This window comes from Pseudomonas sp. MWU12-2020, assembly GCF_023100605.1.
In the GTDB taxonomy this organism is placed as follows: Bacteria; Pseudomonadota; Gammaproteobacteria; order Pseudomonadales; family Pseudomonadaceae; genus Aquipseudomonas; species Aquipseudomonas fluorescens_H.
Genome location: NZ_JALMEX010000001.1, coordinates 19508 through 44430 on the forward strand (window position 1 = coordinate 19508; position 24923 = coordinate 44430).

43 protein-coding genes are annotated in these 24923 nt (G+C 59.3%); 25 read left to right on the plus strand and 18 right to left on the minus strand.

The genetic code is table 11. The features are described from left to right. Position 1: 1 nt before the first annotated feature. From M0814_RS00115 to M0814_RS00190, 16 genes are all read right to left on the minus strand, one after another. Complete coding sequence (locus M0814_RS00115) at positions 2–601, minus strand: hypothetical protein (RefSeq protein WP_103484257.1); 600 nt, start codon at positions 599–601, stop codon at positions 2–4. Then, on the minus strand, positions 598–798 hold the full coding sequence (locus M0814_RS00120; protein ID WP_103484258.1) for a hypothetical protein: 201 nt from the start codon (positions 796–798) through the stop codon (positions 598–600). Before M0814_RS00120 ends, M0814_RS00115 begins: the two co-directional genes overlap by 4 nt. After that, a complete protein-coding gene (locus M0814_RS00125) occupies positions 795–986 on the minus strand; it encodes a hypothetical protein (RefSeq protein WP_103484259.1) in 192 nt (63 codons plus the stop codon). The genes M0814_RS00120 and M0814_RS00125 overlap by 4 nt, the downstream gene beginning before the upstream one ends. Positions 987–1038: 52 nt before the next feature. Continuing rightward, positions 1039–1386, minus strand: a complete 348-nt coding sequence (locus tag M0814_RS00130) for a hypothetical protein (RefSeq protein WP_112997842.1) — start codon at positions 1384–1386, stop codon at positions 1039–1041. Next, positions 1383–1712, minus strand: a complete 330-nt coding sequence (locus tag M0814_RS00135; RefSeq protein ID WP_112997841.1) for an MFS transporter — start codon at positions 1710–1712, stop codon at positions 1383–1385. Before M0814_RS00135 ends, M0814_RS00130 begins: the two co-directional genes overlap by 4 nt. A gap of 268 nt (positions 1713–1980) precedes the next feature. Beyond that, a complete protein-coding gene (locus M0814_RS00140; RefSeq protein WP_158547276.1) occupies positions 1981–2145 on the minus strand; it encodes a hypothetical protein in 165 nt (54 codons plus the stop codon). 138 nt (positions 2146–2283) lie between these two features. Next, positions 2284–2979: a hypothetical protein gene (locus tag M0814_RS00145; protein WP_112997840.1), complete on the minus strand. Its 696-nt coding sequence runs from the start codon at positions 2977–2979 to the stop codon at positions 2284–2286. Beyond that, positions 2976–3587, minus strand: coding sequence for a recombination protein NinG (locus M0814_RS00150; RefSeq protein WP_112997839.1), 612 nt, complete (start codon positions 3585–3587; stop codon positions 2976–2978). The genes M0814_RS00145 and M0814_RS00150 overlap by 4 nt, the downstream gene beginning before the upstream one ends. Further along, a complete protein-coding gene (locus M0814_RS00155; protein ID WP_103486675.1) occupies positions 3587–3988 on the minus strand; it encodes a recombination protein NinB in 402 nt (133 codons plus the stop codon). Before M0814_RS00155 ends, M0814_RS00150 begins: the two co-directional genes overlap by 1 nt. Further along, positions 3985–4710, minus strand: a complete 726-nt coding sequence (locus M0814_RS00160) for a hypothetical protein (protein ID WP_103486674.1) — start codon at positions 4708–4710, stop codon at positions 3985–3987. Before M0814_RS00160 ends, M0814_RS00155 begins: the two co-directional genes overlap by 4 nt. Beyond that, the gene (locus tag M0814_RS00165) at positions 4710–5516 is read right to left on the minus strand and encodes an ATP-binding protein (RefSeq protein ID WP_112997838.1); all 807 of its coding nucleotides are present in this window, start codon (positions 5514–5516) and stop codon (positions 4710–4712) included. The genes M0814_RS00160 and M0814_RS00165 overlap by 1 nt, the downstream gene beginning before the upstream one ends. Continuing rightward, on the minus strand, positions 5506–6288 hold the full coding sequence (locus M0814_RS00170) for a DNA replication domain protein (protein WP_112997837.1): 783 nt from the start codon (positions 6286–6288) through the stop codon (positions 5506–5508). Before M0814_RS00170 ends, M0814_RS00165 begins: the two co-directional genes overlap by 11 nt. Then, positions 6288–7007 carry a Rha family transcriptional regulator gene (locus M0814_RS00175; protein WP_112997844.1) on the minus strand — a complete coding sequence of 240 codons (720 nt, stop codon included), beginning with the start codon at positions 7005–7007 and terminating at the stop codon, positions 6288–6290. Before M0814_RS00175 ends, M0814_RS00170 begins: the two co-directional genes overlap by 1 nt. A 173-nt stretch (positions 7008–7180) precedes the next feature. Beyond that, the gene (locus tag M0814_RS00180; RefSeq protein ID WP_103486678.1) at positions 7181–7387 is read right to left on the minus strand and encodes a hypothetical protein; all 207 of its coding nucleotides are present in this window, start codon (positions 7385–7387) and stop codon (positions 7181–7183) included. Between the two features lie 19 nt (positions 7388–7406). Then, positions 7407–7601, minus strand: coding sequence for a hypothetical protein (locus M0814_RS00185; protein ID WP_237143817.1), 195 nt, complete (start codon positions 7599–7601; stop codon positions 7407–7409). Positions 7602–7636: 35 nt separating this feature from the next. Next, positions 7637–7846 (minus strand): hypothetical protein, encoded by a 210-nt coding sequence (locus tag M0814_RS00190; RefSeq protein WP_044463860.1) that lies wholly within the window; start codon positions 7844–7846, stop codon positions 7637–7639. A 92-nt stretch (positions 7847–7938) separates the two neighbouring features. Between M0814_RS00190 and M0814_RS00195 the strand changes: the two genes are divergently transcribed. From M0814_RS00195 to M0814_RS00260, 15 genes are all read left to right on the plus strand, one after another. Continuing rightward, positions 7939–8652, plus strand: a complete 714-nt coding sequence (locus M0814_RS00195; protein ID WP_103486679.1) for a helix-turn-helix transcriptional regulator — start codon at positions 7939–7941, stop codon at positions 8650–8652. 459 nt (positions 8653–9111) lie between these two features. Beyond that, positions 9112–9297 (plus strand): hypothetical protein, encoded by a 186-nt coding sequence (locus M0814_RS00200; RefSeq protein ID WP_103486589.1) that lies wholly within the window; start codon positions 9112–9114, stop codon positions 9295–9297. Continuing rightward, complete coding sequence (locus M0814_RS00205; RefSeq protein WP_103486587.1) at positions 9294–9479, plus strand: hypothetical protein; 186 nt, start codon at positions 9294–9296, stop codon at positions 9477–9479. Before M0814_RS00200 ends, M0814_RS00205 begins: the two co-directional genes overlap by 4 nt. 68 nt (positions 9480–9547) lie before the next feature. Beyond that, positions 9548–10312: a hypothetical protein gene (locus M0814_RS00210; protein WP_103486588.1), complete on the plus strand. Its 765-nt coding sequence runs from the start codon at positions 9548–9550 to the stop codon at positions 10310–10312. Positions 10313–11171: 859 nt separating this feature from the next. Then, entirely contained in the window at positions 11172–11450 is a 279-nt protein-coding gene (locus tag M0814_RS00215) for a hypothetical protein (RefSeq protein WP_103486590.1), read from the plus strand. Beyond that, complete coding sequence (locus M0814_RS00220; protein WP_112997836.1) at positions 11447–11884, plus strand: hypothetical protein; 438 nt, start codon at positions 11447–11449, stop codon at positions 11882–11884. Before M0814_RS00215 ends, M0814_RS00220 begins: the two co-directional genes overlap by 4 nt. Next, a complete protein-coding gene (locus tag M0814_RS00225; RefSeq protein ID WP_112997835.1) occupies positions 11881–12075 on the plus strand; it encodes a hypothetical protein in 195 nt (64 codons plus the stop codon). The genes M0814_RS00220 and M0814_RS00225 overlap by 4 nt, the downstream gene beginning before the upstream one ends. Beyond that, positions 12072–12266 carry a hypothetical protein gene (locus tag M0814_RS00230; RefSeq protein ID WP_103486236.1) on the plus strand — a complete coding sequence of 65 codons (195 nt, stop codon included), beginning with the start codon at positions 12072–12074 and terminating at the stop codon, positions 12264–12266. The genes M0814_RS00225 and M0814_RS00230 overlap by 4 nt, the downstream gene beginning before the upstream one ends. After that, positions 12263–12388: a hypothetical protein gene (locus M0814_RS29065; protein WP_256616944.1), complete on the plus strand. Its 126-nt coding sequence runs from the start codon at positions 12263–12265 to the stop codon at positions 12386–12388. Before M0814_RS00230 ends, M0814_RS29065 begins: the two co-directional genes overlap by 4 nt. 157 nt (positions 12389–12545) lie before the next feature. After that, entirely contained in the window at positions 12546–12836 is a 291-nt protein-coding gene (locus M0814_RS00235; RefSeq protein ID WP_146774712.1) for a hypothetical protein, read from the plus strand. A gap of 41 nt (positions 12837–12877) precedes the next feature. Beyond that, positions 12878–13612 carry a hypothetical protein gene (locus M0814_RS00240; RefSeq protein ID WP_103486234.1) on the plus strand — a complete coding sequence of 245 codons (735 nt, stop codon included), beginning with the start codon at positions 12878–12880 and terminating at the stop codon, positions 13610–13612. After that, positions 13609–14172, plus strand: a complete 564-nt coding sequence (locus tag M0814_RS00245; protein ID WP_103486235.1) for a siphovirus Gp157 family protein — start codon at positions 13609–13611, stop codon at positions 14170–14172. Before M0814_RS00240 ends, M0814_RS00245 begins: the two co-directional genes overlap by 4 nt. Before the next feature lie 7 nt (positions 14173–14179). Next, positions 14180–14422 (plus strand): hypothetical protein, encoded by a 243-nt coding sequence (locus tag M0814_RS00250; RefSeq protein WP_103486646.1) that lies wholly within the window; start codon positions 14180–14182, stop codon positions 14420–14422. Then, the gene (locus M0814_RS00255) at positions 14419–14883 is read left to right on the plus strand and encodes a hypothetical protein (protein WP_112997834.1); all 465 of its coding nucleotides are present in this window, start codon (positions 14419–14421) and stop codon (positions 14881–14883) included. The genes M0814_RS00250 and M0814_RS00255 overlap by 4 nt, the downstream gene beginning before the upstream one ends. Positions 14884–14964: 81 nt before the next feature. Next, positions 14965–15276, plus strand: a complete 312-nt coding sequence (locus M0814_RS00260; protein ID WP_103486281.1) for a hypothetical protein — start codon at positions 14965–14967, stop codon at positions 15274–15276. 7 nt (positions 15277–15283) lie between these two features. Here M0814_RS00260 and M0814_RS00265 read toward each other — a convergent pair whose 3' ends face one another. After that, the gene (locus M0814_RS00265; protein WP_103486280.1) at positions 15284–15493 is read right to left on the minus strand and encodes a hypothetical protein; all 210 of its coding nucleotides are present in this window, start codon (positions 15491–15493) and stop codon (positions 15284–15286) included. 84 nt (positions 15494–15577) lie between these two features. Here M0814_RS00265 and M0814_RS00270 point away from each other — a divergent pair, with 84 nt between their 5' ends. Further along, on the plus strand, positions 15578–16501 hold the full coding sequence (locus tag M0814_RS00270; RefSeq protein WP_112997833.1) for a DNA cytosine methyltransferase: 924 nt from the start codon (positions 15578–15580) through the stop codon (positions 16499–16501). Positions 16502–16503: 2 nt separating this feature from the next. Here M0814_RS00270 and M0814_RS00275 read toward each other — a convergent pair whose 3' ends face one another. Further along, positions 16504–16761, minus strand: a complete 258-nt coding sequence (locus M0814_RS00275; RefSeq protein WP_103484830.1) for a hypothetical protein — start codon at positions 16759–16761, stop codon at positions 16504–16506. Positions 16762–16851: 90 nt separating this feature from the next. Between M0814_RS00275 and M0814_RS00280 the strand changes: the two genes are divergently transcribed. The 9 genes from M0814_RS00280 (at position 16852) to M0814_RS00320 (ending at position 24840) form a co-directional block, all read left to right on the plus strand. After that, entirely contained in the window at positions 16852–17439 is a 588-nt protein-coding gene (locus M0814_RS00280; protein WP_103484829.1) for a hypothetical protein, read from the plus strand. A 14-nt stretch (positions 17440–17453) separates the two neighbouring features. Continuing rightward, positions 17454–17756 carry a hypothetical protein gene (locus M0814_RS00285; RefSeq protein WP_146774711.1) on the plus strand — a complete coding sequence of 101 codons (303 nt, stop codon included), beginning with the start codon at positions 17454–17456 and terminating at the stop codon, positions 17754–17756. 378 nt (positions 17757–18134) lie between these two features. Continuing rightward, a complete protein-coding gene (locus M0814_RS00290) occupies positions 18135–18857 on the plus strand; it encodes a hypothetical protein (protein ID WP_112997832.1) in 723 nt (240 codons plus the stop codon). Next, a complete protein-coding gene (locus tag M0814_RS00295; protein ID WP_103486585.1) occupies positions 18854–19078 on the plus strand; it encodes a hypothetical protein in 225 nt (74 codons plus the stop codon). The genes M0814_RS00290 and M0814_RS00295 overlap by 4 nt, the downstream gene beginning before the upstream one ends. Positions 19079–19375: 297 nt before the next feature. Next, on the plus strand, positions 19376–19768 hold the full coding sequence (locus M0814_RS00300; RefSeq protein WP_247868447.1) for a hypothetical protein: 393 nt from the start codon (positions 19376–19378) through the stop codon (positions 19766–19768). Between the two features lie 51 nt (positions 19769–19819). Continuing rightward, positions 19820–20317 (plus strand): hypothetical protein, encoded by a 498-nt coding sequence (locus M0814_RS00305; RefSeq protein WP_103485112.1) that lies wholly within the window; start codon positions 19820–19822, stop codon positions 20315–20317. A gap of 255 nt (positions 20318–20572) precedes the next feature. After that, positions 20573–21775: a tyrosine-type recombinase/integrase gene (locus M0814_RS00310; protein WP_103485113.1), complete on the plus strand. Its 1203-nt coding sequence runs from the start codon at positions 20573–20575 to the stop codon at positions 21773–21775. A 12-nt stretch (positions 21776–21787) separates the two neighbouring features. Next, entirely contained in the window at positions 21788–23374 is a 1587-nt protein-coding gene (locus M0814_RS00315; RefSeq protein WP_080593251.1) for an ABC-F family ATPase, read from the plus strand. Between the two features lie 278 nt (positions 23375–23652). Next, positions 23653–24840: an MFS transporter gene (locus tag M0814_RS00320; protein ID WP_103485114.1), complete on the plus strand. Its 1188-nt coding sequence runs from the start codon at positions 23653–23655 to the stop codon at positions 24838–24840. Positions 24841–24923: the final 83 nt, after the last annotated feature.

The window sequence follows — 24923 nt, forward strand, 5'->3', positions numbered from 1 at the left end:
GTCAGGCGTCCTTCGATAGTTCGTCCATCATCTTCGAGAGTTCGTCGGCGTCGTCCGTCTTCTCCTTCTCGTCCAGGCCAAATGCCTGACGCTCCAGAACCTGCAGGTTCTTCATTGCAGAGGAAAGCTGGAACAGTGTTTTGGAATTGCTGGGCAGCGCCACGGCGGCGAGCATCGAGGCTCGGCGCATGCCGTTGTTGTCTTCCGAGGTCTCAGCCTCGATGTCTTCCTCGATCTCTTCGCGGCGCTGGATGGTGGTCATCAGATCATCCATCAGCAGGTTCGCAAGGATCGTCGCTTTGCGAATGTCTCGCCGGTGACTGCGAACCACCCGGGCGCCTTCCTCAGCGGCCTCTTCGATGATCTCGGCGTCGAGTTCGCAGTTCGCGCCTTGGTCATTGCGAACCTCTCCGCGAACCAGCTTGCTGCGAACCTCTTTCCGCACCTGGTCAGAAAGGTCTCTCGCCCATCCAAGGGCCTTGGCTTTCTTCCTGATCGCGGTGTCGCTCACGCCGTGGCGCTCAGCGATGGTTCGGATGGAAAGCGAACCGGCCCGGTAGGCTCGTTCGATCGCCTCCCAGTCGGGTTGCTTGGTTGTCATGGGGAATCCTGACTGGTGACCTTCTGAAGCCACTCTTCAATGATGCGCTGCACTACCGGCTCGGTGAGGATGGTAGATGGCTGCTTGCGGTCGATCACTGACTGGATCAGCGCGCGCGGGATGACATGGGCGCCGTCACTGGCTACTACCATCAGGTGCGGGCGATGGTCGGCGATGTCGTGAGTTTCAGCAGTCATGCCTTCACCATGTTGTGGGTCTGTGCATGGGCGTGCCCGTGCAGCTCGGCGACGATCAAGCCCTGAGGCAGGCCGGCAGCCTTGGCAGCATCGACGGCCTTGGCGATCGCGCTATCCAGTTCGATCAGTGCCTTGTTGATGTCCTGGCTCAGCGGGAGCGCGTGGCGCAGGCGAGTTACGCTGGTCATGTTCACTCCAGTGTCGCGACACAATTTGTTGATTCGCGAAACGTGTCGCGACTTACTTGGATCGACGTTCGATCCCGCCCGGCGCCTTGTCACAACGCAGGCAGTGTTCACAACTCAGCGTCCGGCAAAGCCAGGCTTTCACCCGCCGCCACCAGATGACCATGAAGATGTGACGCATACCGGCAAGGGCCAGCGAGACGTGCAACGTGATCCCGGCAGTGGTTGGGCCGATGATGAAAATGTTCTGGTTGCGGCTCATCACCACAAACCCGCTAATGGCGATCGCCGAATAGATCAGCTTGCCGAGGATGCCGTCCCGCACTCGACCGCTCAGAACACACCAGGTCGCCCACAAGGCAATCAAGCCGCAGGCAATGGAGTTGATCAGTTCAAGACTCATGGTGGATTGCCTCCCCCGAACCGCTGGCGAATAAGCGCCCAGAGATCAGCGTCTTTGATGGCTCGGTTGATGGCTGCGAGCAGCGATCCGCCGAAGGTTCCCAGCAGGAAGCCCACACCGGCAACGATGTTCGGCTCGGTCACGCCAAGGTACGCACTGACCATACCGGTCAGGTATAGGGCGCAGGCCACTCCAGTGGTGAGGAAGATCAGCCAGGCGCGCCAATCGGTCAGATCGTCCTTGTGCCACCAACTGGCGACGATGACGCCGAACAGGCCGGCGATCAGCAGATCCAATCTGTCGAGCAGGCGGTGCAAAAAATCCATGCGCTCGACTCCGTGGGCATGAAGAAACGAAAAGGCCCCTGCGAATGCAGAGGCCCTGAATAGGTGCGCTCGTCTTTCCGAGCTGTCTGCCAAAGACTATCCCAGCGTCGACGCCCCTTTGCATCGATCTCGCTGATCCAGTCTCGCGCCACCCCGAAAGCAAGTTTGAGGTCAGGGTGCGCGGGCTGCCGGTGTTGATTCCGTACGTCACACTATCCGGCTATCGACGTCCAGGCCTTCCCTAGGGCTGTCCTGGCTACAGGTGAAACTACAGATTCTTCTTGTGGATGCGCCAACCCATGGCGACACCAGGGTGGAGGTATTCACCGGTCTGTGGATGGCGAGAGAAGTCCGTCTCACCAACCTGTCGCGCGACCGTCTCCCACGCTGTTCTTGCGCGCTCCAGCAGATTGGCTTTGGCCTTCAGCTTCATGCGCACCTCCCAGCGAGTCGAATTCGAGGCAATAAAAAACCCGGCGCGGTGGCCGGGTTTCGTTTGTCTGTCCTACACACGCAGGAATGACAGGATGGGATTAATTTCGCTCATTCGCTCACTGATGTCAACAGGCAATCACGCAGCCTGTTCAATCAGCAAACCTTCCGCCTCCAGAATGTCGGCAGCGTGCGCCAGAGCCTCGTCGACCAAGACGTCAGCAGCCTTGCCGATATCCTGCCGCCACCGACGTCGAGTCGATTCCGGCGTCCCGTCGTTGTCCCAGGTGTTCATGTCGTAGAAGCTGTCCTTCAGCACGATCATGTCGGCCGATCGGGACTCATCTCTCTTCGCCTTGGCCTGGCCTGCCGCCAGCGCAGCCCTCACCACTGCTTCGCGACGCCACTCCGGTGCATCGAGCGGGATCTCGACGGATACGGACGTGGCCACCTTCGGCCGCGCCCCCTTCAGCTGCGGGATAGCCCAGGCAGTGGTCGCCTTGAACAGAAACAGCTTCGGGGCCGGGGTGTTGATGAGGGTCTGCAACGCTGAGATCGCTTGCACCTTGCGTCCCTTGTGGGTGCTGTACTTCGCCACAAGCGCATCCCAGTGCTTCGGCTCGAGCGCACTGTGCAGCCGGGCAGACACCCAGCAGTCCACCTGCGTGCGGTCGATGGTGTCGGCGCCACGGGAACGGACCAGTGTCGCCAGATCGCCGCCCTCCTCTTCGTCGGCAGAGTTGTACAGCTTCTGCCATGCCTGTTTGCTGGTGTTGTCGATGGCCTCAGCCGCGAGGGCGGAGACAACTGCGTTCAGAACGCCTGGATAGATCATGCTACAGCCCTCTTCAGTTCGCGGGTCTTGGCTCGGTATTCGGCCTTGATGGTTTTGATTTCTTCGACGGTAAGCTTCTGGGGCTGATGAGGCCCTTCGATCCAAGCCACCTTGTCGGCGCCGATGCGCTGCACCAACCGGATGCGGTACTCGACCGCGTTGCCGGACAGGTTGCGGTTGCACTTCACGCACTGCCGGTGAATGTTCAGCGGCTCGAAGCGAAGCTCCGGACAGGCGCCGACGGATCGGTAATGGCCGGCGTCCCAGCGGCTGCCGGTGATCAGGTCACTGTCGCTCGGCATCGAGTCGCAGCTGATGCACGGCAGGTGCGCGTCACGCAGGCGGATGTACTCGTTGACCGCAGCCTGGGCTTCGCGCAGGTGGTCAGCTCTGGTCTTCAGTTTCTCTTTGCGGGCTTTGATCTCGCGGCGATCACGCTGGGCGATCGCCTTCTTTGCCTTCTGTTCATTCCGGGGCGCGTCCGTCAGCGCGCAGGCTGGGCTGCACACGGCCTGCCCTAAGCGCTGAGGGACGAATGAGGCCCCGCAGGAGGCAACGCGGCATTTCTTCGGCTTCGGCGCCTTCTTTTCCTTGATGGCTACGCGCATCAGTACCGCCCTCCCCACTTGTCCTGCTCAGTCCAGCGAACACCATGCTCGGCGCCGAAGGCATGCATCAGCTCGAACAGATCGCTGAACCATTTCTGGGACTGCTTTCGGGTCGATACGGCCATCACGACGAAGCCACCGTCGAGGCCAGGCTCAGCGCGCTGCTTCTCCAGCGAGGCACTGAAAAGGCACTTCCAATCCTCGTCGCTGAGCTTCTTTCCATACCAGATCACCTGGTTGGAGACGTCCTTGAGCATTGCCCACATTTTGCGGTTGCAGACGTCCGGGCGCTTCTCGTCGCGGATCACCACCACTTTTGGCTTGCTCAGGTCGATGGCGTGCAGAACGCCGGCCAAGCGGTTTACGTCGCGCTGGTCGCGGATCGTGTATTCCGGATTCATGGCTTCTCCCGGTTGATCATGGCTCGCAGGCATAGATCGAGGTCATGCACAGGCAACCATTCGAGGCCGACGCTCATTTGCACAGCCACAAAATCATTGCTCGGCTGATCGCATTTCTTGCGCAGCCAGGTGTAGAGAACGTGGGTTTCGGCCATGGACTGCTTGTCCTCTTCCAGTCGATCGCAACGAAGGCGCAGCGCCTCGTTCTCTTCCTGCAGCTGCCCTGCTCCGCGTTGCAGCGCCTCGACCTGGCCACGCAGCGCAGCGTTCTCCGCGCTGACATGGCTGAACTGCGTGGCGATGTGTTCTTCCAGCGACACCTGATCACGCTGCCAGTCGATCTCGTCGTGGAAGTAGCCGAAGCGCTCGCAGAGGCTGCGGTGGAAGTTTTTGAAGCCGGCTTGAAGTTGCTCGATGCGTTCGCGCAGCACGTCAGCACGGTGCTTACCCAGCTCTGACCAGTGGCAGGTCTTCTGTACCCACTCAGTCTTTTCTACCCACTCGTCGAGTGCACTTTCAGCGCTTTGTAGCCTTTGGTTTTCCATTTGCTCCGCTACTACCCGGCGAATCCACTCAGCCCATGCGTGCTGAGTGCGCTGATCGACGTAAAACCCGCCACCACCAGGGTACGTGTCGAGGCACATCCCCTTCTCAGCGGAATCCTTCCGGAACTTCGCACTTTCAGCCGCGAAATCTGGCTCCCAACTTTTTTGACTGGGCATCAGAAACCCTCCTTGCCGCGCTGAGATTCCCATTCGAACGGGACCACGATCATTCCGCCCTCGCGCAGGCGGTCTACACAGCGCTCGCCCATTGCGCCCGGCAGTTGGTGCGCGTCGAGGTTGGAGATCACCACCGTCGGGCGCTCCTGCTCGTAACGGCCGTTGATGATTGCGAACAGGGTCGTCAGCTCGAAGTCGCTCGGCTGCTCCTTGCTCACTCCAACCTCGTCCAGCACCAGCAGATCGGGGTCGATCAGGCTCGACAGGATCTCTGCCTCGGTGCGTTCGCTGTGCTTGTCGTAGGTCGAGCGGATCGCTTGCAGGATCGCGCCGACAGTGCGGTACACCGCAGTGCGCGACGTGTTGTGCAGCAGTTCGTTGGCCATGCCTGCGCCGAGGTGCGTTTTCCCGGTGCCGGGTTTCCCGATCAGCACCATGCAGCGGCCGGTCTTCAGGATCTCGTCGAAGATTTGCACGTAGTGCTGACAGTACCGGAGGGCTTTGCGCTGGCCTTCGTTCTCGGCCTGGTAGTTGCCCAGGGTGCGAGTGGTGAACCGTTTCGGGATCAGCGCGTCGCCCAGCTTGCGAGCGAGGGACATGCGCAGTTCCATCGCCTTGTTGGCCTGCTCGGCAGCCTCGGACTTCTCACGGGCGATACGGCTGCATTCCGGGCAATTGCTTTTCAGCTCTCGGCCCAGCACCGCATAGACCTTCTGGTCGTAGTTGCCGTGGGTTTCGCACTCAGCAGGCTGAATACGGGTGCCCGGCGGCAGTTCTGGAGTGGTTTGGATTGGCTCAGAGCGCATAGCTGCCGTCCTCCCGCTGGATCAGGCCGGCCTGGTAATCGCGTTCAGCGAAGCCGGTGTGACGGGATTGCGGGAACGGGTGCACGTTGCTGGCACGCTTCTCCGGGAAGATCCCGGTCCAGCCGTTGGAGATCGAAGTGGCGAGCACCTGATCCGGCGCGGCGTGACCCAGCAAAGCCTTGGCCTGCTGCTCGCAGCTCTTGGCGGTCAGTGGCTTGCGGATTTCCTTGCGGTGCTGGCACCAATCGGCCCATGCCTTCTCGGACACGTTTTCAGGCTTTGCAGTGAGCGGATCGAACTTGCCAGCCTTCGCCGGTGCGCCAGCACCTTGCTTTTGATCTTGCTCTTTCTTCTCTTCTCTTCTCTTCTCTTCTCTGGTCCGAGTTTTGTCCGCATCGCTTGCGGACACATTGCGGACAGAGTTGTTTTTGCGGTCGTTACGCTTGCGCTCGCTGTCGTTGGCGCGACGCTTTGCACTGGCGCCGTTGTGCTCGTCAAAGCGAGGCATTACAAGGCTTCCATCGTCCTGCACGGACGCCCATTCCACCTCGATCATGGCTTGGGTAAAGCCTGGCCAGCCCACCACAGCGTCCATCGCATCGACGCTGTAACCGTGCAGCACGCCGTCGTCTGAATGAGTGTCGAAGATGCTCCACGCAATGTGCAGTCCGCCAATGATCCGCAGTCTGTCCGCTTTCAATGCGGACACCATGCGGAAAACTTTCGGATGTGTCTGAAGGTCGATTCGCATTTTGATCCAGTCCCCGGCCATTACGCGGCCCTCAGTGCTTTGTCATGGGTGAACAGCCCGTCCCAGGTCTTCTTCATTGGCAGCTCGCCGGCCAGGTACAGGTCGTACAGGCGCACGGCGCCCTTCTTCAGCAGGACTGGCGTGAAGGAAACGAACGGCTCTTTGCCGTGGGGAGTTACTTCGTGCTGATGCTCGGTCATGTACTTGTCGCGGGCGTAGGACGCCACACGGAAGCGCAGGCCGGATTTGCTCTCGTTGTAGAGCCAGCTCCGGCCCTCGAGGAATTTTCCCACCTGCATGACGTTGACCCCATTGAGGCCCTTGCAGAATTGGGTATGGGTCATCCCCTCCTTGAACAGGTTCTCCATAGAGTGGATTTTCGAGGCCTGAGCTTCGACCTGGATTGTCAGTTGCAGGCGCTGCTGCTCAGCTTCGAACGCGAGCTGAATGAGGTCCATTCGAGAGAGTTCGCGCGGCTGGGCGATCTGCCCTTCCAGCTCCTGCCAGCGGTCCACCAGCGCGGCGGTGAATTCAGGACTGAGCTGAGCCACAACAACGAAGCTGTCGCGCTTTCCGACGTGATAGACAGATTCGGTTCGTGGGCGGCCAAGCGAGTCGCGGAATTGTTCATCCCCCATTGGGGGTTGGACGATTACACCGCGCTCTACCAGGCGCTCGATGGATTGTTTGACCTTGTCATGACGCGAGTCGACCAGATCGGCAATCTCGCGAGAAGACATAGTGGTACGCGACACGTTTCCACCGTTGCCAAATTGTGTCGCGACACCGGCCGGGGTATTGATCGTTTGGATTGATTGGTGCATGATTTGCTCCACAACGCGTTTTAAGAGAGCCGGGCTGCAATCCCGGCTTTTTTTCGTCCCGAATTTGGCAGAGGCCCTCTGGATTACCCTTAAGAGTCCCTGCCAGAGGCCCTCATTGGGGGCACCAACTTCAGCACCTTGGCTTTCTTTCGCCCCACTTCTGAGAGCGCACCGCATGCAATCGCGGTTTCCATCATTGCGTTGACGGCATGGCTGAAACTCCAGCCATTGGCGCGCATCAACTCCTCCACCCTTTTCCGCGTTTGCGGAGGCAGCCTTTCCAGCTCTACGGTCATTTGGCCCTCCAAAGGGGCTTCAGCCCGCGATATCTTCTTGTTTGTCCTGCATCAGTTCCTCGATCACGCCATTGGCCACTGCCCACTCGATGATTTCGTAGAGGTAGGTGGCGTGCTGCATACGGGTTTTGGTCGCGGCCTTACGCAGAATCCGATCAAGCACTGGTTCGAAACGAACCTTCACCGGGATGGCGCGCTTTTGATTGGGGTCCATGTACATGCTTCGATGCTCCTGGCTGTGGAAATTGGTTATGCAGCTGTTTGCTTGGTCGAGCTGGCAGGGTCGTCGTGACGGCTCGCAGTGAGCTTCCCGGCGGACTCCTTCTCCAACACGCATTGCATTGGGTAGGAGAAGCCACCGGCAGATCGGCACTGCGAGACGCGGCTACGGGTGACGCGCAGGGCTTCACCGATCGCGCCGGGCGAGCCGAAGAATTGCAGGGCTTGGTCATAGGTCATTTAAGGTTTCTCCACTTCACTGCGAGCGAGTTTAGAAATGTTAACAGCAAAGTGCAAGTTATCTAAACAGATGCTTGTTTAGAATCCTAAATATGAATTTCAGCGAACGATTGAAGAGTCGAATGGAGGCCAAGGGCCTACGAGCGACTGACATAAGCGAAATGACTGGCGTCTCTCGGACGACTGTCTCTTTCTGGCTGGCTGGTACGAATGGGGCGAAGGGCAAGAACCTGCTCGCCTTGGCCAAAGCCTTGGACTGTTCGCCGGATTGGCTATCTGATGGTGTTGGATCGCCCGAGGCGCACAAGTCGATACCGCTCGGAACGATCGAGACGTGGGACGACGACACCCCGCTCGACGATGACGAGGTCTACGTCCCCTTCCTTCAAGAAGTTGAGTTGGCGGCAGGCTCGGGAAGATTTGCTATTGAAGAAAGCGATACCTCTCGGCTGCGCTTCTTCAAGAAGGACTTGCGCCACAATGGTGTTCAGTTCAGCAACGCCAAGTGCGTGGTTGTCAGCGGAAACAGCATGGTGCCTGTGCTACGCGACGGCGCCACGGTGGGCATCAACATCGGTAAGAACACTCTGCGCGACGTGGTCGATGGCGAGATGTACGCCATCAATCACAATGGACAGCTGCGCGTGAAGCAACTCTACCGAATCCCGACCGGTCTTAGGCTTCGCAGCTTCAATCGCGACGAGCATCCCGACGAGGATTACACCTTCGATCAGATCCAGGAGCAGCAGATCGTGATCCTCGGTCACGTCTTCTGGTGGGCGATGTACTCACGCGGCGCGAACTGACGTAACACCGCCCCCCCCCCAAGGCCCGCCAATCGGCGGGCTTTTTTGTGCCCGCAAATCAGCCTCTCTAAACTTTTGTTAAGTTTTCTAAAAATAGGCCTTGACCAATCTTGTTAAGTTTTCTAAATTTGCCTCAACGCCAACGCAAGACGGTGCCAGGGCCTCAAGAGACCCGCCGCTCTTTAACAGTCAGGAATCTTCGCGGATCGATCCCCGGAAACGGGCATAGCGCGAAACACAAACTTCGATCCCCATGCAGGCTCTGGAACCTGCCGGACTCCCCATATGGGAGGACGCCAAACCATGCAAGCCAGCCGGCGAAGAGCACCGAACACGAAATGTGTGACGCCGGCCAGGTGGGGAAACCGCGGCGCCGCGCATGGGGCGGATAGCAACACGGAATTTTTCACTGATGCACCTGGTGACGGGTGCATTGGGAAAACAACCGAGGGCAACACGATGAACAAGGTTCTTCGCATCACTCTCCGCGGCGAGCTGCAGGTATTCGTCGACGAAGATCTGGACGTCTGCATCCGCGAGGCGAATCGGCTCAACGCAGAGCATGGCTATACCAACGGAGTGTGCGTGGTCGAGCTGGACGATGGGCGGCGCATGACAGCGGCTGACTGCAAGGCGGCGGCATGAGCTTGCGTGATGAAGGCTTCAAGTTCTGCATCAGCCCGGACAAGCAGCAGGGCCAATGGCTGCACCCAAAGGTGTTCAAGGTCATTTATCCCGACTGGACCGACGTCACGGAGTGGCCGACCGAGCAGCTGGTCGCCTACTTGATGCCGGCGCCACAGCAGCATGAGCTGTTCGCAGCATGACGATTTCACTGGCTGGCCTTGGCGACAGGGCCAGACGGGAAATCAACCGATCAAGCACGGAGCATCAAATGAGCGAACAAACACTTCAAGCGCTGCTCGCCGAGCGCGTCACTGCTTTTGCAAACAGCGACAAGCCAGTCGAAATCATCGACGAGCACGTCAAGAAGATGTTCACGAACGTGGTCGACAACTGCTTCGGCCGTTATGGCGACATGGGTAAGCAGGTCGAAGAAGCAATCAAGGCCGCGCTGCCAGCTAATTTGACCGAAATCTTTGAGCTGACTCGCTACAACGCAATGATCGCTGCTGCTTTGAAGGAAAAGTGGGAAAACAGCGGCGTCGAAGCCGACATGGTGCGCCTGGCGCAGAAACAGATCGACGAGGTGCTGAACAAAGATGCGATGCCGGAAGTGATCAGCCTGCAGGAGTTGCTGGAAGCCTTCGTCGAAGACCACAAAGAGTCGGCAGCCGAAGAGCACTGGGAAGCTCCGGACATTCGCTTCCAGCCATCCGACTACGGCGGCATGCACATCTACTTCGACAAGGAACCGAAGGATCACGGAGCTTCGACCTACTCCCGACGCTCCGAGCGCAGTGAACACATGCTCGGCAACGCGATCCACATCAGTTTCGACCGTTACGGGAAGGACCGAAACGAAAAGGGGCATGAGGTCGGATCTGTATACGCCGCCAAAATCGACAACGAGAAGATCAGCCAGACCCTGAAATTCCGCTCTCCATTCGAAAAGATGGTTGCCGCACTTTACTTCGGTAAATCCAAAATCATCGTCGATTGCGATGAGGACGAGTTCAGCTACGGCATCTACGACTGACCAGCCAGCGCCACGACAGCCTGTCGTTAACTGCCCAATCCTCTCTATGAGAGCGCATTGGGGTGTGATCTGAACGCGCAGGCTGATGCGCTGATAGCGGCTACAGCAGCCCCGGTTGCTCGTGAAACTCTTGAAAATACGCCGTTTAAAAGTCTTTAGAGCAACAAGACTAATAAGTCGGAGATCAGCACCGGCTAGATCACACCCCGATGCGGACGAAACTGCGGCCTATAACCGCCCACCTGCATCACCGCAACAAGCAGATGAATGCCCGGGCTGACGGGCAAGTGTAAGACCTGAGGGATCGCGGGAATCGTGGCCGGTAGAGTGAGTAAGCGCCCAGATGGCCACGGCGAGTCCAAAAATAATCGGCTGAAACCTTCGCCCCGGTGAAACTCCGGTGTCACTAAGGCCGCTAATAGTCATGCCGGGATCAGCTCCGGCCATCTGCACCAACCGGCGAATAGCTCAACCCGCATTGCGCAGGGTCAGCGCCAACCTGGTATTGGCGAGCTACCTTGATCTGGCACAAGCGCCGTGACAGCCGGGAAAGACCGGCACCCACTTCTTCCCGACCAATCCCGAATGCACTCCCCTCCGCGCCCAACGGCAACCAGCGGAGCGAACGAGTGCATCCGAGTTTTGTTGGATCAATCAACGAGTGGAGAAAGCTATGAGTGTTCGCGAATGCGTGGACAGGGCCAGGAGCCAGAACTACCGAATGATGTTCGGGAAGAAGCACGGCCCCAACTCAATGGTCGAACGGGCAAAGGCCAACCGAGATTATTGGATAGCTATGGCTCGGCACCACAAGTTGAATTCATCCGTTTCTGCCTAACCCCAAACACTGGAGGTCGTCATGCACAACTGCACCGACACACAAGCGGTTTGCCGAGGTTGCGGGCTGAAGCTGCGCGGCTCGCCATCGTGGAAAGGCGGCCTCGCCTATCACCCTGAACCGAAAGGTGAAGTCCACCAATGCCACTACGGGGGCTGGGTCTGCTCGCGGCGCTGCGACATTCGCGCCTGTGTCGAGCTGGAAGGAACCATGCCTGGCTGCGGCGGCGTGAACAGTTACCAGCGGCTGTCCATTTACGCAAAACAGAGCATTGAGCGCCATTGGCCGGAGGTCGCATGAACGCAGCACTGAAACTCTGTCAGGCCATGTACGACGCGCAGTTGCCTCCGGCGGTGAGCGAGCCAGAAGATCATCGGGAATGGCTGGAAAGCGCCGCCGAACAACTGGTGTGCGGCTCGGATGTGGAATGGAAGCGCCGGTTTGGCCCGGTGCAGAAAGTGACCTCGGCGGAGTACGCCGAACACCTGCAGCACCACCTGAATCAGCGGCAGATCGACGGTCTGGATGATTGCGACTCGTTCGCCAACCTGGTGCTGGCCGTCGTGGTTGGCAGTCCGGCCGAGGCACTGACGCACGCCAAGCACCTGTTGGGCAGTAACAGCCCGGTCACGCAGCTTGAGGCGATCGCCGCCAACTTCCTCCGCCCTCACGCCGCCGATGCAGTTGCTGCTGAGCGCGAAGCAGCCGAGGACGACATGGACAGCGCTCTATGAGCGCTCACATCGCCATCGATAAGGCTTTGGAGGCTGTTGAACACGCCGGCGCCCGCCAGATCGACGAAACCCTGGCCGAGGGGCTGATCATCCAGCACTTCACGGCCAACGCCATCACCGCAGAAGAATTCAAACACTACAGCGCCCGCCTGCTGAAGATCAGTCGGCAGCGCAAGGAGCTGGCAGCATGACCACGCCAATCGTGACAACGCTGGTTGATGAACAACTGGCAGACATCGAGCGCAAGATCGCCATCCTCGGCTTCGGCCTGCCCTTCAATGAGGTGATCGGCCGCAAGCGCGAGGATCTGGTCGACAACCTCCCGCAGCGTCTGTCGGTGACCATGAAAGGCGGACGCATCGCTGTGAGGGCTCGGCCATGAAGATCATGTTTTGGGTTCTCGCCGGCGGCTTGCTGATCGTGATGGCCAGCTACAACGTGGCGCGCGATTCCTCCAGCACATGCCAGCCGCCGCAGTCGACCACCTACAAGGTGTTCCAGTGACCAGTCGCCAATGGGCGCGCCGCCTGATCATCTGGCGCGGTGCGTTCTCTTCCCTCGGCGTTTTCACCTTCCTGATGCTGCTCAGCGCCCTCGCCGACCGCGTCACCTCCTGACTTTCAACTTCAAGCGCTGCGCATGTCGCGGCCAAGGATTCCCCGTGCCCGCACAAGAGCATACGCCAGCACCATGGACCGTCCGAGAGGTCTCGCATTCGAACGTGCCAGGGCAGCGCGCGTTCGCAATCGACTTCAACGACGATCAGGAGCAGGTGGTCGACTGGGTCTATGAAGAGGCTGACGCCAAGCTGATCGCCGCCGCGCCCGACCTTCTGAGCATTGCCAAGCGCTGGTCGGCACTCGATTGCCAGTGGCATCCAGATCGCTACGAAAGCGAGAAGGCCGAATTACTTCGAGATACCCGGGCGATTGTCGCCAAAGCCACCGAATAACACTTCCACAGCGCCCCTTTCCGGTGGCGCGGAGAACAGTCATGTCCAACACCAGAATTTGGGATCAGGTCGACACGACCGACCCGAGCGCCACGAAGAACTTCACCGGCATGGGTGGCTTCAAAGGCACCGCCATCAAACCCACCTACCTGATGCGCAAGGCCACCGAAGTGTTCGGCCCATGCGGTGAAGGTTGGGGCTGGACCATCCTTGAAGAGCGATTCGACGAAGGCGGCCCGCTGCAAGCGCCGACCAAGGAATGGCCGACCGCGCCACTCATCAACGCGAAAGTCCACACCGTGAGAATTGAGCTTTGGTACCAGGGCGAAGGCGGCCAGAAATGCACCGTGACGCACTACGGGCACACGCCGTTCGTTCTCCTGCAGCAAGGCAAGATCATCACCGACTGGGAGGCGGCAAAGAAGTCGCTCACAGATGCCATCGGTAAATGCCTCCAGCCGCTCGGGTTCGCCGCGGACATCCACATGGGGCTGTTCGATGACGCCGCATATGTCGAAACAGTTCGGGATGAGGTGGCACTGAACAAGGCAGAAGATCGGGTAGCGGAAGAAGATCGTCAGAAGCAGGAACGGCTGGATTACATCAAATCGGTCATCGACACCATGGCTGGCGCCCAGTCCGCCCAGGAACTGAAGAAGATCCACGACGTCGCCGTACGCAAGCTGACTATTCGAAAGGACACCAGAGGTGCCGAGCGCATTTCACTGGAGTGGAAGCGCATTACCGAAGCCACTGAGCGGGAGAATGCAGCATGACTCAACTTTACGCACTGACCGGCAAGCTCGCCGAACTTCAGGGAATGGCCGACACCGATGATGAGGGCCTGAAAGAGGCCCTGCAGCACGCCATGGACGAGATTCAAGGCGAGTTCGAGGTGAAGGCCGACAACATTGTCATGCTGCGTCGGAACATCGAGAGCGATATCGACGCCATCGACAAAGAGGTCGAGCGCCTCAACGAACTGAAACGCGTGAAGAAAAACAGCGTTTCCCAGATCAGTGATTACCTGCGCCGGAACATGGAAGCCGCGGCGATCAAGTCAATCAAGCGACCGCTGTTCACAATCACGCTGGCGCTGGCGCCTGAAAAGGTGATCGTCGACAAGGAAGACGAGATTCCTGATGACTTCATCGAAACGAAGACTGTGTTCGCCCCTGACAAAAAGTCGATCGCTGCGAAGCTCAAGGAAATCCGTGATCACAACGACGTGGTGCGCAAGCGCATCGAAGCCGGCGAAGACGCGGAACATGAACTGATACCGGAACCGATCTGGGCTCACCTTGAGCGCGGCGAAAGCTCGATCCGGATCAAGTGAGGCCAGCATGATCAGCAACCACGTCAACCTGATCGAGCAGCAGCGGCAGCATGCGGAATCCATCAATGACCAGGTCGCCCAGTACCTGGCCACCGGCGGGCGGATCGAACAACTGAAAAACCCGCCGCGCAATCCGCTGCCACCGCCCCGCTCCAACAAAGTAGACCCTGAAACGGTCCTCAAGCGGCGACCGAACCCGATATCGGCCGCCGACCGCAAGGCTCTGCGCAAAATGGCGGACTCGCTATGAAGTCGAAACGCAAACCCAACAACGGTTTCGCCCGGGCCGAACGCAGCTGCCGAGCTCTACTGCGCACCAACCACGTCGCGGTGGTAAATATCGACCCCAGCGGAAGCCAGATCATGGCGAACTGGAAGAGCTGCAAACAGATCCGCAGTCTGGCGATCGCCAACGCGATATTCGACTTCTCCTACCGCTGGACGATCTACATCGGCGCCATGTGCCGCGACGAGCGCGGCGCCGAGTACATCAAGTCGGTTGAGATCTCGCCCGAGGGCATCTACAAGGTCGAGCGCCTGACCGATGCCATCGAGCATTACTACCTGGAGTTGCGCAACAGCGCGAACCCGAACCATCTGGTGGCATCAGGCTGGATCGCCATTCCGGACGAAGTTTCGATGGATGAAGCCCAAGCCGCGAAGCTGTTCTACGCCGCCGGCGCCTGGCATCAGGTAAAGGTTGCAGCGTGAGACGAACCATCAACCGGGCGGCCACGCGCCGCCGACAAACCTGGCTGGACTTGCCGGCCAGCGGAATTGAAGAGGTAGGCCATGGCCAAGAGCAATGCGGAACGGTCAGAGAAAGCCGCGGCGAAGAGGAAGAGCCGTGGCGAAGTAGAGGTTCGGTTCCATACCCTGCCCGCTACGCGCCAAGCCCTTGCTGAGCTGATGGCCTGGAGCGGCATCGAGGAACAGGGCGAGGCGATCACGCTGATGATTCACCACCTGCACGGCCTTGGCCCGGGCGGCGCCCTTCCCCTACTCACCCCTCCGCGACACGAATACGTGATACCCGAAAACGTGTCGCGGAAATTGAAGCTGGCTTATCAGCGCGAGGCACTTCGCGTAGGAATGGATGAATAGGTGCAGATCAGTCGGTGAGGTTACCTCTGTTTTCTTGGCAGAAGCGCTGCCATTCACCCATGGCGATCGACAGCTCTGCCTGATGAGCGTCGAACTCCTCGAAGTCTTCTTCGGTCAAGTCTGGGTGGTCTGAAACGAAATTGGCGAAAGCCTCGTTTTTATCGGCAACAACGCCAGAAAGCCTGCTGCATTCTCTGAAATATTCGCGCCGCTTCATTTTCACTCCTTGATCCGGCCCCATGCCGGGCCAAACACAAATACCCCACTTCTACGAATCACGCCAGCCGGCGAGGATCCCCCTATGCAATCAGCAATCGACTTGTTCGCCGGGTTCGGCGGATGGACAAAGGGCGGCCGCAACGCCGGCCTAAACGTTCTCTGGGCAGCAAACCACTGGCCCGAGGCAGTCGAATGGCACACGCGGAACAACCCAGACACCGTCCACGCCTGTCAGGATCTGCACCAGGCGAACTGGGCGGACGTGCCGAAGCACGACGTCATGCTCGCCTCTCCCTGCTGCCAAGGGCACACCAAGGCTCGCGGCAAGGCTGCCGGCAACCCTCAGCACGACAACTCGCGATCGACAGCGTGGGCGCCGGTACAGAACGCCGAGGTCAACCGGCCGGAGTTCGCGGTGATCGAGAACGTACCGGAGTTCATGGACTGGATTCTGTACCCGGCGTGGGCTGACGCGATGCAGCGGCTGGGGTACGCACTGGCGCCGCACATCGTGGACTGCGCCGATCTCGGCGTCCCGCAACACCGAGTACGCCTTTTCATGGTCTGCTCGCGCAGCAAGGCACCGTTGCACCTGCAACTGCCACGCTATCAGCACGTACCCGCTCGCGACATTATCGACTTCGACGCCGGCAAGTGGTCGCCGATCAACAAGCCAGGCCGCGCCGCGTCGACACTGACCCGCGTGAAAAATGGTCGCGAACGCTTCGGCGATCGGTTCGTGATGCCTTACTACGGCTCAGGCTCAGGGCTCACCGGTCGCAGCCTTGACCGCCCGATCGGCACTATCACCACGCTGGACCGCTGGGCAGTCGTCGACGGCGACATGATGCGGATGATCAGCGCTGACGAGGCCATGGCCGCACAGTCGTTTCCGAAGAACACGCTCCGCCCGGACAACCACAAACTGACGATGCACATGACCGGCAACGCGGTTCCGCCGCTCGCTGGTCAGCGGATCATCGAAGCCCTCATGAAGGCTGCGTGAGATCACGACCCAATATCGCGCCGCAACGTGTACAGAACATTGTTTTTGTCATCTGTAACAATCCATTCCTTGTCAAATAAGTGGATCGTGCCGACGAGAAGACTGCTGGCCGTATACAACTCATCATTGATAATTTGGAAGCGCAGCACTCCTTTCTCGTCTAACACCGAACCATCAGGTCGAACAGGCCCTACAGCCGGCGCGATAGGCCAGCGCCCGGCGTAGAGCGTGATTCCCCCTTTCTCGAACTCCTCAATCATCAAAACTCTCCTATCAGCTGAAGCCTGAACTGTAGCTGATCTCTCACGACCCTCCACCGCCCGGGCATGCCCCGGCATAGGACACCATCCATGCTGAACTTCTTCTGGCGAATCATCGCCAAGGTACTCGCGCGCCCCGCAATCGCCGACTGGCTCATCGCCCGCGCCAAGCTCACCCCGTACCAGCACATCATGTCCGCCGACGGAACCGAGATGTACATGGGCCGCTGGTGGCTATTCAACCCGTACAGCCGGGAGACGCACAAGGCGGCGCTGTGGTGGTGCCCGTGGTCGTTCCGCATTCACCACATCTTGCGGCCGGACGAAGATCGAGACCTGCACGATCACCCGTGGAACGCACGGACGATCATCCTGCGCGGTTGGTACAACGAGCAGCGACCGGCGAGCGATTGGTGGAAGAAAGCGGTCAGGTCGACGATGGTTCCGAATCCAGATCCAAGGATCGTTGAGTGGCTCATGAAGGACGCCTGCGAGTGGCTGAAACGCTCCGAAGGCGACACCGCCCGCCTCAACCACGGCGAATACCACCGCATCGACCAGGTATCACCCGGCGGCGTCATCACCCTCTTCATCACCAGCAAGTGGCGCGGTGACTGGGGATTCCTCGTAAACGGCGTGAAGGTGCCTTGGCGCACCTACACGGGCACTGACAATTGAAAGGGACATTCGAAGTGAGCGAACTCAAAGTTATCTACCTCGGCCCCGCCTGCCAGGAGCAGGGTCAATCAAGCGGCCGTGAATGGTGCCAGGACGATGTGTGGGATACGTGCGAATGCGGGCATGAATCCGTGCGGTATGTACTGGGTTCCGACTTCGACCAGGTCACCGCTGAGCGTGACGCCCTGCAGCAGCGCCTGAACGCAGCGGATCAGCGGATTGATGAGCTGGAACGAGGTTTGAAAGCGCCGCTCGATCCACCTCAGCCCTTCACCGAGCAGTTCCTCGAAGACCACCTCGGCAAACTCCCGCAGTAACCACTAACTCCTTCCCCCTTAAAAGTCAGCCGCTATAGCGGCAAGGACGAATTGTCAGGGATAAGGAACAAAATCCCCTAAGCGTTCTCGGGCGATCGGTACGGCGTATTCAAGCAATTCAAGCGGTACATTCTCTACGAAAAGGGTCACTTCATAGCGGAGTGTCTCGTCATTTCGAAAGATCTCAAATAACAGCCCGTTGTTACCTCTCCAGCATTCAAGCGCAAGGCCATCGTGTCCTTCAACAACGCTTGAAGCGCAGCAAAACCGATACTCGACTCCGTGAACGACCACTTCCCACCTCCATTTTTTAATGGCGGCAACGATACCTCTCCCTCATCTGAATTTGATAGCCGCTATAGCGGCAAGGACGAAGTCATGCCTGAAATAAAGGAACGGCCGATCCTGTTCTCGGCCCCGATGGTGCGCGCCATTCTGGATGGCAGGAAGACGGTCACGCGGCGGCCGGTCAAAGGCTGCCAGATCCCGGTTGAGGACACTTCAGTTGCTGCCGGCGAGCGCCATCGCTGGATGGCAATTGCCCAGCGCGACCCGCGCTACGGTTTCGGCGTTTTCGGGGCGACCGAAGCGGAGTGCGCCAAAGAGCTGGAAGAGTTCGCGCCTTGCCCGTATGGCCGTCGCGGCGAGCGACTGTGGGTGCGCGAGGCATGGGCAGCGGACGCCCAAGTCGACGCAGTAGCGCCGCGAGATTTGAGCCAAGGCGAGCCAATCTGGTACCCGGCGGACAACAGTACACGCCAAACCGGATGTTCCATGATCGCCCGGGGCCGAGGCCGGACATCAATCCACATGCCGCGCTGGGCCAGCCGCATCCTGCTGGAGATCACCGACGTCCGCGTCGAGCGGCTGCAGGACATCAGCGAAGTGCAAGCGATGGCAGAAGGAATCAGCGCCGTAGCTTTTCGCCCTGACGACGGCTGGCCGATCTGCACCGGATACATGGTCGGGCCTGATGACGGGAAAACGGCGCTTGAAACCACGGCAGCGAAAGCATTTGCGGGTCTGTGGAACTCCACCGGCGGCGACTGGGACGCCAACCCCTGGTGCTGGGTCGTTGAGTTTAAGAGGGTTCAGCCATGACAGACCATTCAAAACTTAAACAACTCGCCGAGCGCTGCCGCGACGAAGTAATCCGTTCGCACGGATGGGTTGGGATGATCGAGGATGCTGGCCTGTTGCACCGTGATGAGCAGTTTCTCAAAGAGTGCTCGCCCGAGGCTGTGCTGGCACTGATCGCCGAGAATGAGGCGCTACGTCAAGACCGCGACGGCCTACTTGAATCGGGAGCGCACCTACTATGATCTTCGCCCCGCTCTACATGGCCTACCTGATCTACAGGGGGCCGTGGCGATGAGAACAGTTACTCGCATCGTTGCCGACCCATCAGCCAAATGGGGTTTCCGCAGAGAGCCATCCACTTATGAGGAGGCTGAGAAAATCACCGGCTTTCGTCTGGATCGGCGCTCCAACTTCTTGATCACCCGAGACAACGAAGTCGAGCAGGAGGCGCAGTGCACAATGGAATGCTCAGGCTGTAGCTGCGACTGCTCAAGCTGCAGTTATGGGTACAACACCCACCCGGCCGCCGGATGCCAAGAGTGTGGCTACACAGGCAAGCGGCGGATGTTCTTTGGATTTCCGCCATCGCCGCCGAAGACATCGAGCGCTGCTCGATGAGCTGCCTGGTCAGCGTCCGCACCGAGGAACTGAACGGCCCGGCGCTGGACTGGGCAATCAACGCGATCGAGGGTAAGCAGCAGCCCGTGGCGGGGCAGCTGGATCTCTTCGCCCTGCCCGACGCCGACCAACTGATCACGAAGTACGGCGTCTGGGTCGATGTTGGCCACCGGCACCAGTGGCTGGCCGACGCGACGAACGATCCGTTCAACCGCCAGCCCGGCGAAACCCGAACCATCGCCGTGTTCCGCGCCGTTCTCTTCGCCAAGCGCGGCGCCACGGTGAGCGTCCCCGCCGAACTCATCCAGCAGTAACCCCTCCCCCAACTCAACAGCCTGCCGGTGTACGGCAGGCGAGGAATTCGTATGGCCGATCAAAAACACCACCTGCGCGACGCCATTATCGAAGCGATCATGGATATCGCCCAGCACCTGCCGCTCGACTGCCAGATGTTCGTCATCGCCTGCCGGCCAGGCAAGTCCGACTTTGACCTGGTGCTGCCGTCGCCCGAGGCGAATCTGAATAACGCGCTCGACGCGCTGCGCCGGCAGGGCCTGAGCATCGACGGCGACAACGCCTACAAGCGCGACCTCCTGGACTCTGTAGTCGGTGCACTGGCGTTCGGCGCGCATAACAACAACCCGCCGCCGGCCGAGCACTGGGGCCAGCGCTTCTGGGGTATAGGCCGCGAGGAGCGCGGACTGCACGAAGAGCTGGTGGCGGCGCTGAAACTCACCCGCGAGAACCTCCGCGCCTGCCAAGCAACCATCCATCTCGCTGGCGGGTTCGATCCCGCCTACGTGGACGACGCCCAAGCTGCAATGGCGGTCGCCGACGCAGTCCTGGCCAAGGCAAGCGCATAACCCATCACCACCTTCTGCCGCCACGCGCGGCATGGAGCAATTACGCCCGCCCCGGGCAGAGGACACCGCTATGCCTGGAGAGCTGCAAGTTCTAAAAGCACCAGACCCCGACAAAATCACCGAAAAGCAAATGGCCGAACGCCTCGGTACAACCATGAAGGCCCTGCAGACCCGACGCAGCAGAAACCAGATCCCCGAAGGGGTATGGAACAAGTTCGGGCACAACATCATGTACAGCATCAGGAGATACGACGAATGGCTCGAAAGCCTTTGGGTTTGCCCGCCGGGCTGGAAATCAGGGGCGACACCATCCGGATCCGTTTTAGTTGGGACGGTAAGCGTCGATCCGAAACACTCGCGCTTCCCACCACGAAAGCGGGCATCAAGGCTGCCACCAGTCTTAGAGATCAAGTAGTCGGGCTGATCAAGCATGGCCTGCTCGACGAAGCAAAATACGCAGAACTGTTCCCCGGGTCGGCATTGTCCGGGGGCAAGGAGGTTTTGTTCGGGGAGTATGCGCAGGCCTGGCTGAGCGGAAGGGAAATTGAGGAAGGCACGCACCTCAACTACAAAAGCGCGCTGAACCTGTACTGGATGCCATACCTGGCACTCACTCGCTTGACGGCGATCAGCACGATGCTGCTGCGAAAAATCGTAGGGGAGATTGAGTGGTCATCGCCAGGCGTGAAACGTAACGCCATCGTCCGACTGAGCACCATTCTGGATGATGCTGTGCGAGAAGAGCTCATCGGGAAGAACCCGGCCGAGCTATTGGACGCGCCGAAGCGCAAGAAGGGTGAGCCTGATCCGTTCACGCTGGAAGAGGCCAACAAGATAATCGCGGAGCTATACAGCACTGAGCATTGGCCCAGTTCGATTTACGCGGCTTTCTTCGAGTTCGCTTTCTTCACTGGCATGAGGCCGCAGGAGATCATCGCCCTCCGCTGGGATGCCGTGGACAGGGTGAAGCGCCAGGCTCACGTCTGTCGCGCGATCGCCCAAGGCGTGATCAAGGAGCGCACCAAGACGAAGAAAAATCGGTATGTGCTGCTCAATGATCGCGCATTGCACGCTCTGGCGTTTGCTGAGCAGTACGCGGAGCGCCGGAAGGCTGGCACCGGGGCGATCAAGGATTTCCCCTACGTGTTCCCCCCTTCCAAGATGAGCCAGCACGTCAGACAGACCTCGGACCTGCACAAACAATGGGGGCCGGCACTGGAAAGGCTGAAGGTTCGTTATCGGCCGCCGTACAACTGCCGTCATACTTATGCGACAATATGCATAATGTCTGGCATGAATCCCGCCTTTATTGCCCAACAGCTTGGACACAGCGTCCAAATGCTGCTCTCGACCTATGCCCGCTGGCTGAATTCCAGCGGTGACTGGGGCGAGATGGAAAAGCTCCAAAATGCCCCAGGAATGGCCCAAGCGCCAAATGTGCGGCTCGCAACCCATTGATAGGTAAAGTAATTGATCTCCACAGCAAATATCACGATGCAGTTCGGCGCCAAGCCGCTCTTCGAAAACGTTTCGGTCAAATTCGGCGCGGGTAACCGCTACGGCCTGATCGGCGCCAACGGTTGCGGCAAGTCGACCTTCATGAAAATCCTCGGTGGCGACCTCGACCCGTCCGGCGGTCAGGTCATGCTCGAGCCGAACGTGCGCCTGGGTAAATTGCGCCAGGACCAGTTCGCCTACGAAGAATTCACCGTGATCGACACCGTGATCATGGGTCACGAAGAGCTGTGGAAGGTCAAGGCCGAGCGCGACCGTATCTACTCGCTGGCAGAAATGTCGGAAGAAGACGGCATGGCCGTGGCCGAGCTGGAAACCGAGTTCGCCGAGATGGATGGCTACACCGCCGAATCCCGCGCGGGTGAACTGTTGCTGGGTCTGGGTATTCCGCTGGAACAGCATTTCGGCCCGATGAGCGAAGTCTCGCCAGGCTGGAAACTGCGCGTATTGCTGGCTCAGGCGCTGTTCTCCGATCCGGAAGTGCTGTTGCTCGACGAACCGACCAACCACCTGGACATCAACACCATTCGCTGGCTGGAAAACGTTCTGACTCAGCGTAACAGCCTGATGATCATCATCTCTCACGACCGTCACTTCCTGAACAGCGTGTGCACCCACATGGCTGACCTGGATTACGGCGAATTGCGCCTGTTCCCGGGCAACTACGACGAGTACATGACCGTGGCGACCCAGTCCCGCGAGCAACTGCTGTCGGACAACGCCAAGAAGAAAGCACAGATTTCCGAGCTGCAATCGTTCGTCAGCCGCTTTTCGGCCAACGCCTCGAAAGCCAAACAGGCCACTTCCCGTGCCAAGGCGATCGACAAGATCCAGCTGGCCGAGGTCAAGCCTTCCAGCCGCGTGAGCCCGTTCATCCGCTTCGAGCAGAACAAAAAGCTGCACCGTCAGGCCGTCATGGTCGAAAAGATGGCCAAAGGTTTCGACGGCAAGCCACTGTTCAAAGACTTCAGCTTCCAGGTTGAAGCGGGCGAGCGCGTAGCGATCATCGGCCCGAACGGCATCGGCAAGACCACCCTGCTGCGCACCCTGGTCAACGAACTGACCCCGGATGCCGGTAGCGTCAAGTGGACCGACGCCGCGGAACTGGGCTACTACGCTCAGGACCACGCGCACGACTTTGAAGACGACGTCACGCTGTTCGACTGGATGGGTCAGTGGACGCAGGGCGAGCAGATGATTCGCGGTACCTTGGGCCGCATGCTGTTCTCCAACGATGAGATCCTCAAGTCGGTCAAAGTGATTTCCGGTGGTGAGCAAGGTCGCATGCTGTTCGGCAAGCTGATCCTGCAAAAGCCGAACGTGCTGATCATGGACGAACCGACCAACCACCTGGACATGGAATCGATCGAGGCGCTGAACCTGGCGCTGGAAAACTACCCGGGCACGCTGATTTTCGTCAGCCACGACCGTGAGTTCGTATCGTCCCTGGCCACGCGCATCATCGAGTTGAGCCCGAATGGCGTGACCGACTTCAGCGGCACCTATGATGACTACCTGCGTAGTCAGGGTGTGGTGTTCTAAAGGTAGCCACGAGCCTACAGCTCTAAGCTTCAAGCGAAAGCCCTGTCGGTGTGACAGGGCTTTTTGCATTTCAAGGGATAGTGATTTTGTGCTGTGAAGCCCTTCGCGAGCAGGCTCGCTCCCACGGGAAACGCATTCCAAATGTGGGAGCGAGCCTGCTCGCGAAGATGCCCTCAAAAACACCACCGACTCCAGTAAAAATAGTTAGCCTGCTTCCTTTTATTTCAACGCCAAGCCATGATGCCGACTCTCCCACCGCCGCCCGCGAACGAGTTCACATGTCTGCGCAGCAACAGCCTCCGCAAAGCTCCCTGACGATCACCCTGCAGATCGTCTCCATCGTTTTCTACACCTTTGTCGCCTTCCTGTGCATCGGCCTGCCAATCGCGGTGTTGCCCGGTTATGTGCATGAACAACTGGGTTTCAGCGCGATCATTGCCGGTCTGGTGATCGGCTCGCAGTATCTGGCCACCCTGCTCAGTCGGCCGATGGCCGGGCGCATGTCGGATACGCTGGGCACCAAACGGGCGATTGTCTATGGCTTGTGCGGGATTGTCCTCAGCGGGCTACTGACGCTGATTTCGACGCTGTTGCAGGATTTTCCGTTGCCGAGCCTGATGATTCTGATCGTCGGGCGCCTGCTGCTCGGCGTGGCACAGGGCTTGATCGGGGTCGGCACCATCAGTTGGTGCATGGGCCAGGTCGGGGTCGAACACACGGCAAGATCAATCGGCTGGAACGGCATTGCCTCCTACGGCGCGATTGCGATTGGCGCGCCACTGGGCGTGGTCATGGTCGCCGACTACGGCTTTGCCAGCCTGGGCATCGCCCTTTCGGTATTGGCTGCGGGCGCTTTGGTATTGATCCGCAATAAACCTTCGGTGCCAGTGGTGCGCGGCGAACGGCTGCCTTTTTGGGCAGTCTTCGGGCGGATTGCACCGTATGGGGCCAGCTTGAGCCTGGCGTCCATCGGTTACGGCACACTGACCACCTTCATTACTCTTTATTACCTCAACCGTGGCTGGAGCGGCGCCGCGTATTGCCTGACGGTCTTCGGCGTGTGTTTCATCGTGTCGCGGCTGCTGTTCATTTCGGCGATCAGCCGTTTTGGCGGCTTCAATTCGGCCATTGCCTGCATGAGCATCGAAACCGTTGGGCTGGTGCTGCTGTGGCTGGCGCCGTCTACCGCGTTTGCCTTGATCGGCGCGGGACTCGCCGGGTTCGGTTTATCGCTGGTGTATCCGGCGCTGGGGGTCGAGGCGATCAAGCAGGTGCCCAGTTCCAGCCGTGGCTCGGGGTTGGGGGCCTATGCGGTGTTCTTTGATCTGGCGCTGGCGATTGCCGGGCCGTTGATGGGTGCGGTGGCGTTGAATCTGGGCTATGCGTGGATATTTTTCAGTGCGGCGCTGTTGTCAGTGATCGGGCTGGGATTGACCCTGCTGCTCAAACGCCGGGCGATGTCCTGAAACTTCGTACAAATCACTGTGGGAGCGGGCTTGCTCGCGAATGCGGTGGATCAGTCGCTATCTAGATTGACTGACCCTCCGCA

Excerpts from the sequence above, each read along its gene's own strand:
- M0814_RS00205 (WP_103486587.1), top strand. The coding sequence starts at position 9,294 with ATGAGCTTGCGTGATGAAGGCTTCAAGTTCTGCATCAGCCCGGACAAG.
- M0814_RS00115 (WP_103484257.1), bottom strand. The coding sequence starts at position 601 with ATGACAACCAAGCAACCCGACTGGGAGGCGATCGAACGAGCCTACCGG.
- M0814_RS00190 (WP_044463860.1), bottom strand. The coding sequence starts at position 7,846 with ATGACCTATGACCAAGCCCTGCAATTCTTCGGCTCGCCCGGCGCGATC.
- M0814_RS00200 (WP_103486589.1), top strand. The coding sequence starts at position 9,112 with ATGAACAAGGTTCTTCGCATCACTCTCCGCGGCGAGCTGCAGGTATTC.
- M0814_RS00295 (WP_103486585.1), top strand. The coding sequence starts at position 18,854 with ATGACAGACCATTCAAAACTTAAACAACTCGCCGAGCGCTGCCGCGAC.
- M0814_RS00265 (WP_103486280.1), bottom strand. The coding sequence starts at position 15,493 with ATGAAGCGGCGCGAATATTTCAGAGAATGCAGCAGGCTTTCTGGCGTT.
- M0814_RS00290 (WP_112997832.1), top strand. The coding sequence starts at position 18,135 with ATGCCTGAAATAAAGGAACGGCCGATCCTGTTCTCGGCCCCGATGGTG.
- M0814_RS00155 (WP_103486675.1), bottom strand. The coding sequence starts at position 3,988 with ATGAATCCGGAATACACGATCCGCGACCAGCGCGACGTAAACCGCTTG.
- M0814_RS00250 (WP_103486646.1), top strand. The coding sequence starts at position 14,180 with ATGATCAGCAACCACGTCAACCTGATCGAGCAGCAGCGGCAGCATGCG.
- M0814_RS00150 (WP_112997839.1), bottom strand. The coding sequence starts at position 3,587 with ATGCGCGTAGCCATCAAGGAAAAGAAGGCGCCGAAGCCGAAGAAATGC.
- M0814_RS29065 (WP_256616944.1), top strand. The coding sequence starts at position 12,263 with ATGAAGATCATGTTTTGGGTTCTCGCCGGCGGCTTGCTGATCGTGATG.
- M0814_RS00230 (WP_103486236.1), top strand. The coding sequence starts at position 12,072 with ATGACCACGCCAATCGTGACAACGCTGGTTGATGAACAACTGGCAGAC.
- M0814_RS00175 (WP_112997844.1), bottom strand. The coding sequence starts at position 7,007 with ATGTCTTCTCGCGAGATTGCCGATCTGGTCGACTCGCGTCATGACAAG.
- M0814_RS00280 (WP_103484829.1), top strand. The coding sequence starts at position 16,852 with ATGCTGAACTTCTTCTGGCGAATCATCGCCAAGGTACTCGCGCGCCCC.
- M0814_RS00120 (WP_103484258.1), bottom strand. The coding sequence starts at position 798 with ATGACTGCTGAAACTCACGACATCGCCGACCATCGCCCGCACCTGATG.
- M0814_RS00220 (WP_112997836.1), top strand. The coding sequence starts at position 11,447 with ATGAACGCAGCACTGAAACTCTGTCAGGCCATGTACGACGCGCAGTTG.
- M0814_RS00160 (WP_103486674.1), bottom strand. The coding sequence starts at position 4,710 with ATGCCCAGTCAAAAAAGTTGGGAGCCAGATTTCGCGGCTGAAAGTGCG.
- M0814_RS00180 (WP_103486678.1), bottom strand. The coding sequence starts at position 7,387 with ATGACCGTAGAGCTGGAAAGGCTGCCTCCGCAAACGCGGAAAAGGGTG.
- M0814_RS00310 (WP_103485113.1), top strand. The coding sequence starts at position 20,573 with ATGGCTCGAAAGCCTTTGGGTTTGCCCGCCGGGCTGGAAATCAGGGGC.
- M0814_RS00135 (WP_112997841.1), bottom strand. The coding sequence starts at position 1,712 with ATGGATTTTTTGCACCGCCTGCTCGACAGATTGGATCTGCTGATCGCC.
- M0814_RS00320 (WP_103485114.1), top strand. The coding sequence starts at position 23,653 with ATGTCTGCGCAGCAACAGCCTCCGCAAAGCTCCCTGACGATCACCCTG.
- M0814_RS00225 (WP_112997835.1), top strand. The coding sequence starts at position 11,881 with ATGAGCGCTCACATCGCCATCGATAAGGCTTTGGAGGCTGTTGAACAC.
- M0814_RS00210 (WP_103486588.1), top strand. The coding sequence starts at position 9,548 with ATGAGCGAACAAACACTTCAAGCGCTGCTCGCCGAGCGCGTCACTGCT.
- M0814_RS00245 (WP_103486235.1), top strand. The coding sequence starts at position 13,609 with ATGACTCAACTTTACGCACTGACCGGCAAGCTCGCCGAACTTCAGGGA.
- M0814_RS00270 (WP_112997833.1), top strand. The coding sequence starts at position 15,578 with ATGCAATCAGCAATCGACTTGTTCGCCGGGTTCGGCGGATGGACAAAG.
- M0814_RS00195 (WP_103486679.1), top strand. The coding sequence starts at position 7,939 with ATGAATTTCAGCGAACGATTGAAGAGTCGAATGGAGGCCAAGGGCCTA.
- M0814_RS00140 (WP_158547276.1), bottom strand. The coding sequence starts at position 2,145 with ATGAAGCTGAAGGCCAAAGCCAATCTGCTGGAGCGCGCAAGAACAGCG.
- M0814_RS00165 (WP_112997838.1), bottom strand. The coding sequence starts at position 5,516 with ATGCGCTCTGAGCCAATCCAAACCACTCCAGAACTGCCGCCGGGCACC.
- M0814_RS00275 (WP_103484830.1), bottom strand. The coding sequence starts at position 16,761 with ATGATTGAGGAGTTCGAGAAAGGGGGAATCACGCTCTACGCCGGGCGC.
- M0814_RS00130 (WP_112997842.1), bottom strand. The coding sequence starts at position 1,386 with ATGAGTCTTGAACTGATCAACTCCATTGCCTGCGGCTTGATTGCCTTG.
- M0814_RS00125 (WP_103484259.1), bottom strand. The coding sequence starts at position 986 with ATGACCAGCGTAACTCGCCTGCGCCACGCGCTCCCGCTGAGCCAGGAC.
- M0814_RS00170 (WP_112997837.1), bottom strand. The coding sequence starts at position 6,288 with ATGGCCGGGGACTGGATCAAAATGCGAATCGACCTTCAGACACATCCG.
- M0814_RS00185 (WP_237143817.1), bottom strand. The coding sequence starts at position 7,601 with ATGGACCCCAATCAAAAGCGCGCCATCCCGGTGAAGGTTCGTTTCGAA.
- M0814_RS00305 (WP_103485112.1), top strand. The coding sequence starts at position 19,820 with ATGGCCGATCAAAAACACCACCTGCGCGACGCCATTATCGAAGCGATC.
- M0814_RS00145 (WP_112997840.1), bottom strand. The coding sequence starts at position 2,979 with ATGATCTATCCAGGCGTTCTGAACGCAGTTGTCTCCGCCCTCGCGGCT.
- M0814_RS00240 (WP_103486234.1), top strand. The coding sequence starts at position 12,878 with ATGTCCAACACCAGAATTTGGGATCAGGTCGACACGACCGACCCGAGC.
- M0814_RS00255 (WP_112997834.1), top strand. The coding sequence starts at position 14,419 with ATGAAGTCGAAACGCAAACCCAACAACGGTTTCGCCCGGGCCGAACGC.
- M0814_RS00215 (WP_103486590.1), top strand. The coding sequence starts at position 11,172 with ATGCACAACTGCACCGACACACAAGCGGTTTGCCGAGGTTGCGGGCTG.
- M0814_RS00260 (WP_103486281.1), top strand. The coding sequence starts at position 14,965 with ATGGCCAAGAGCAATGCGGAACGGTCAGAGAAAGCCGCGGCGAAGAGG.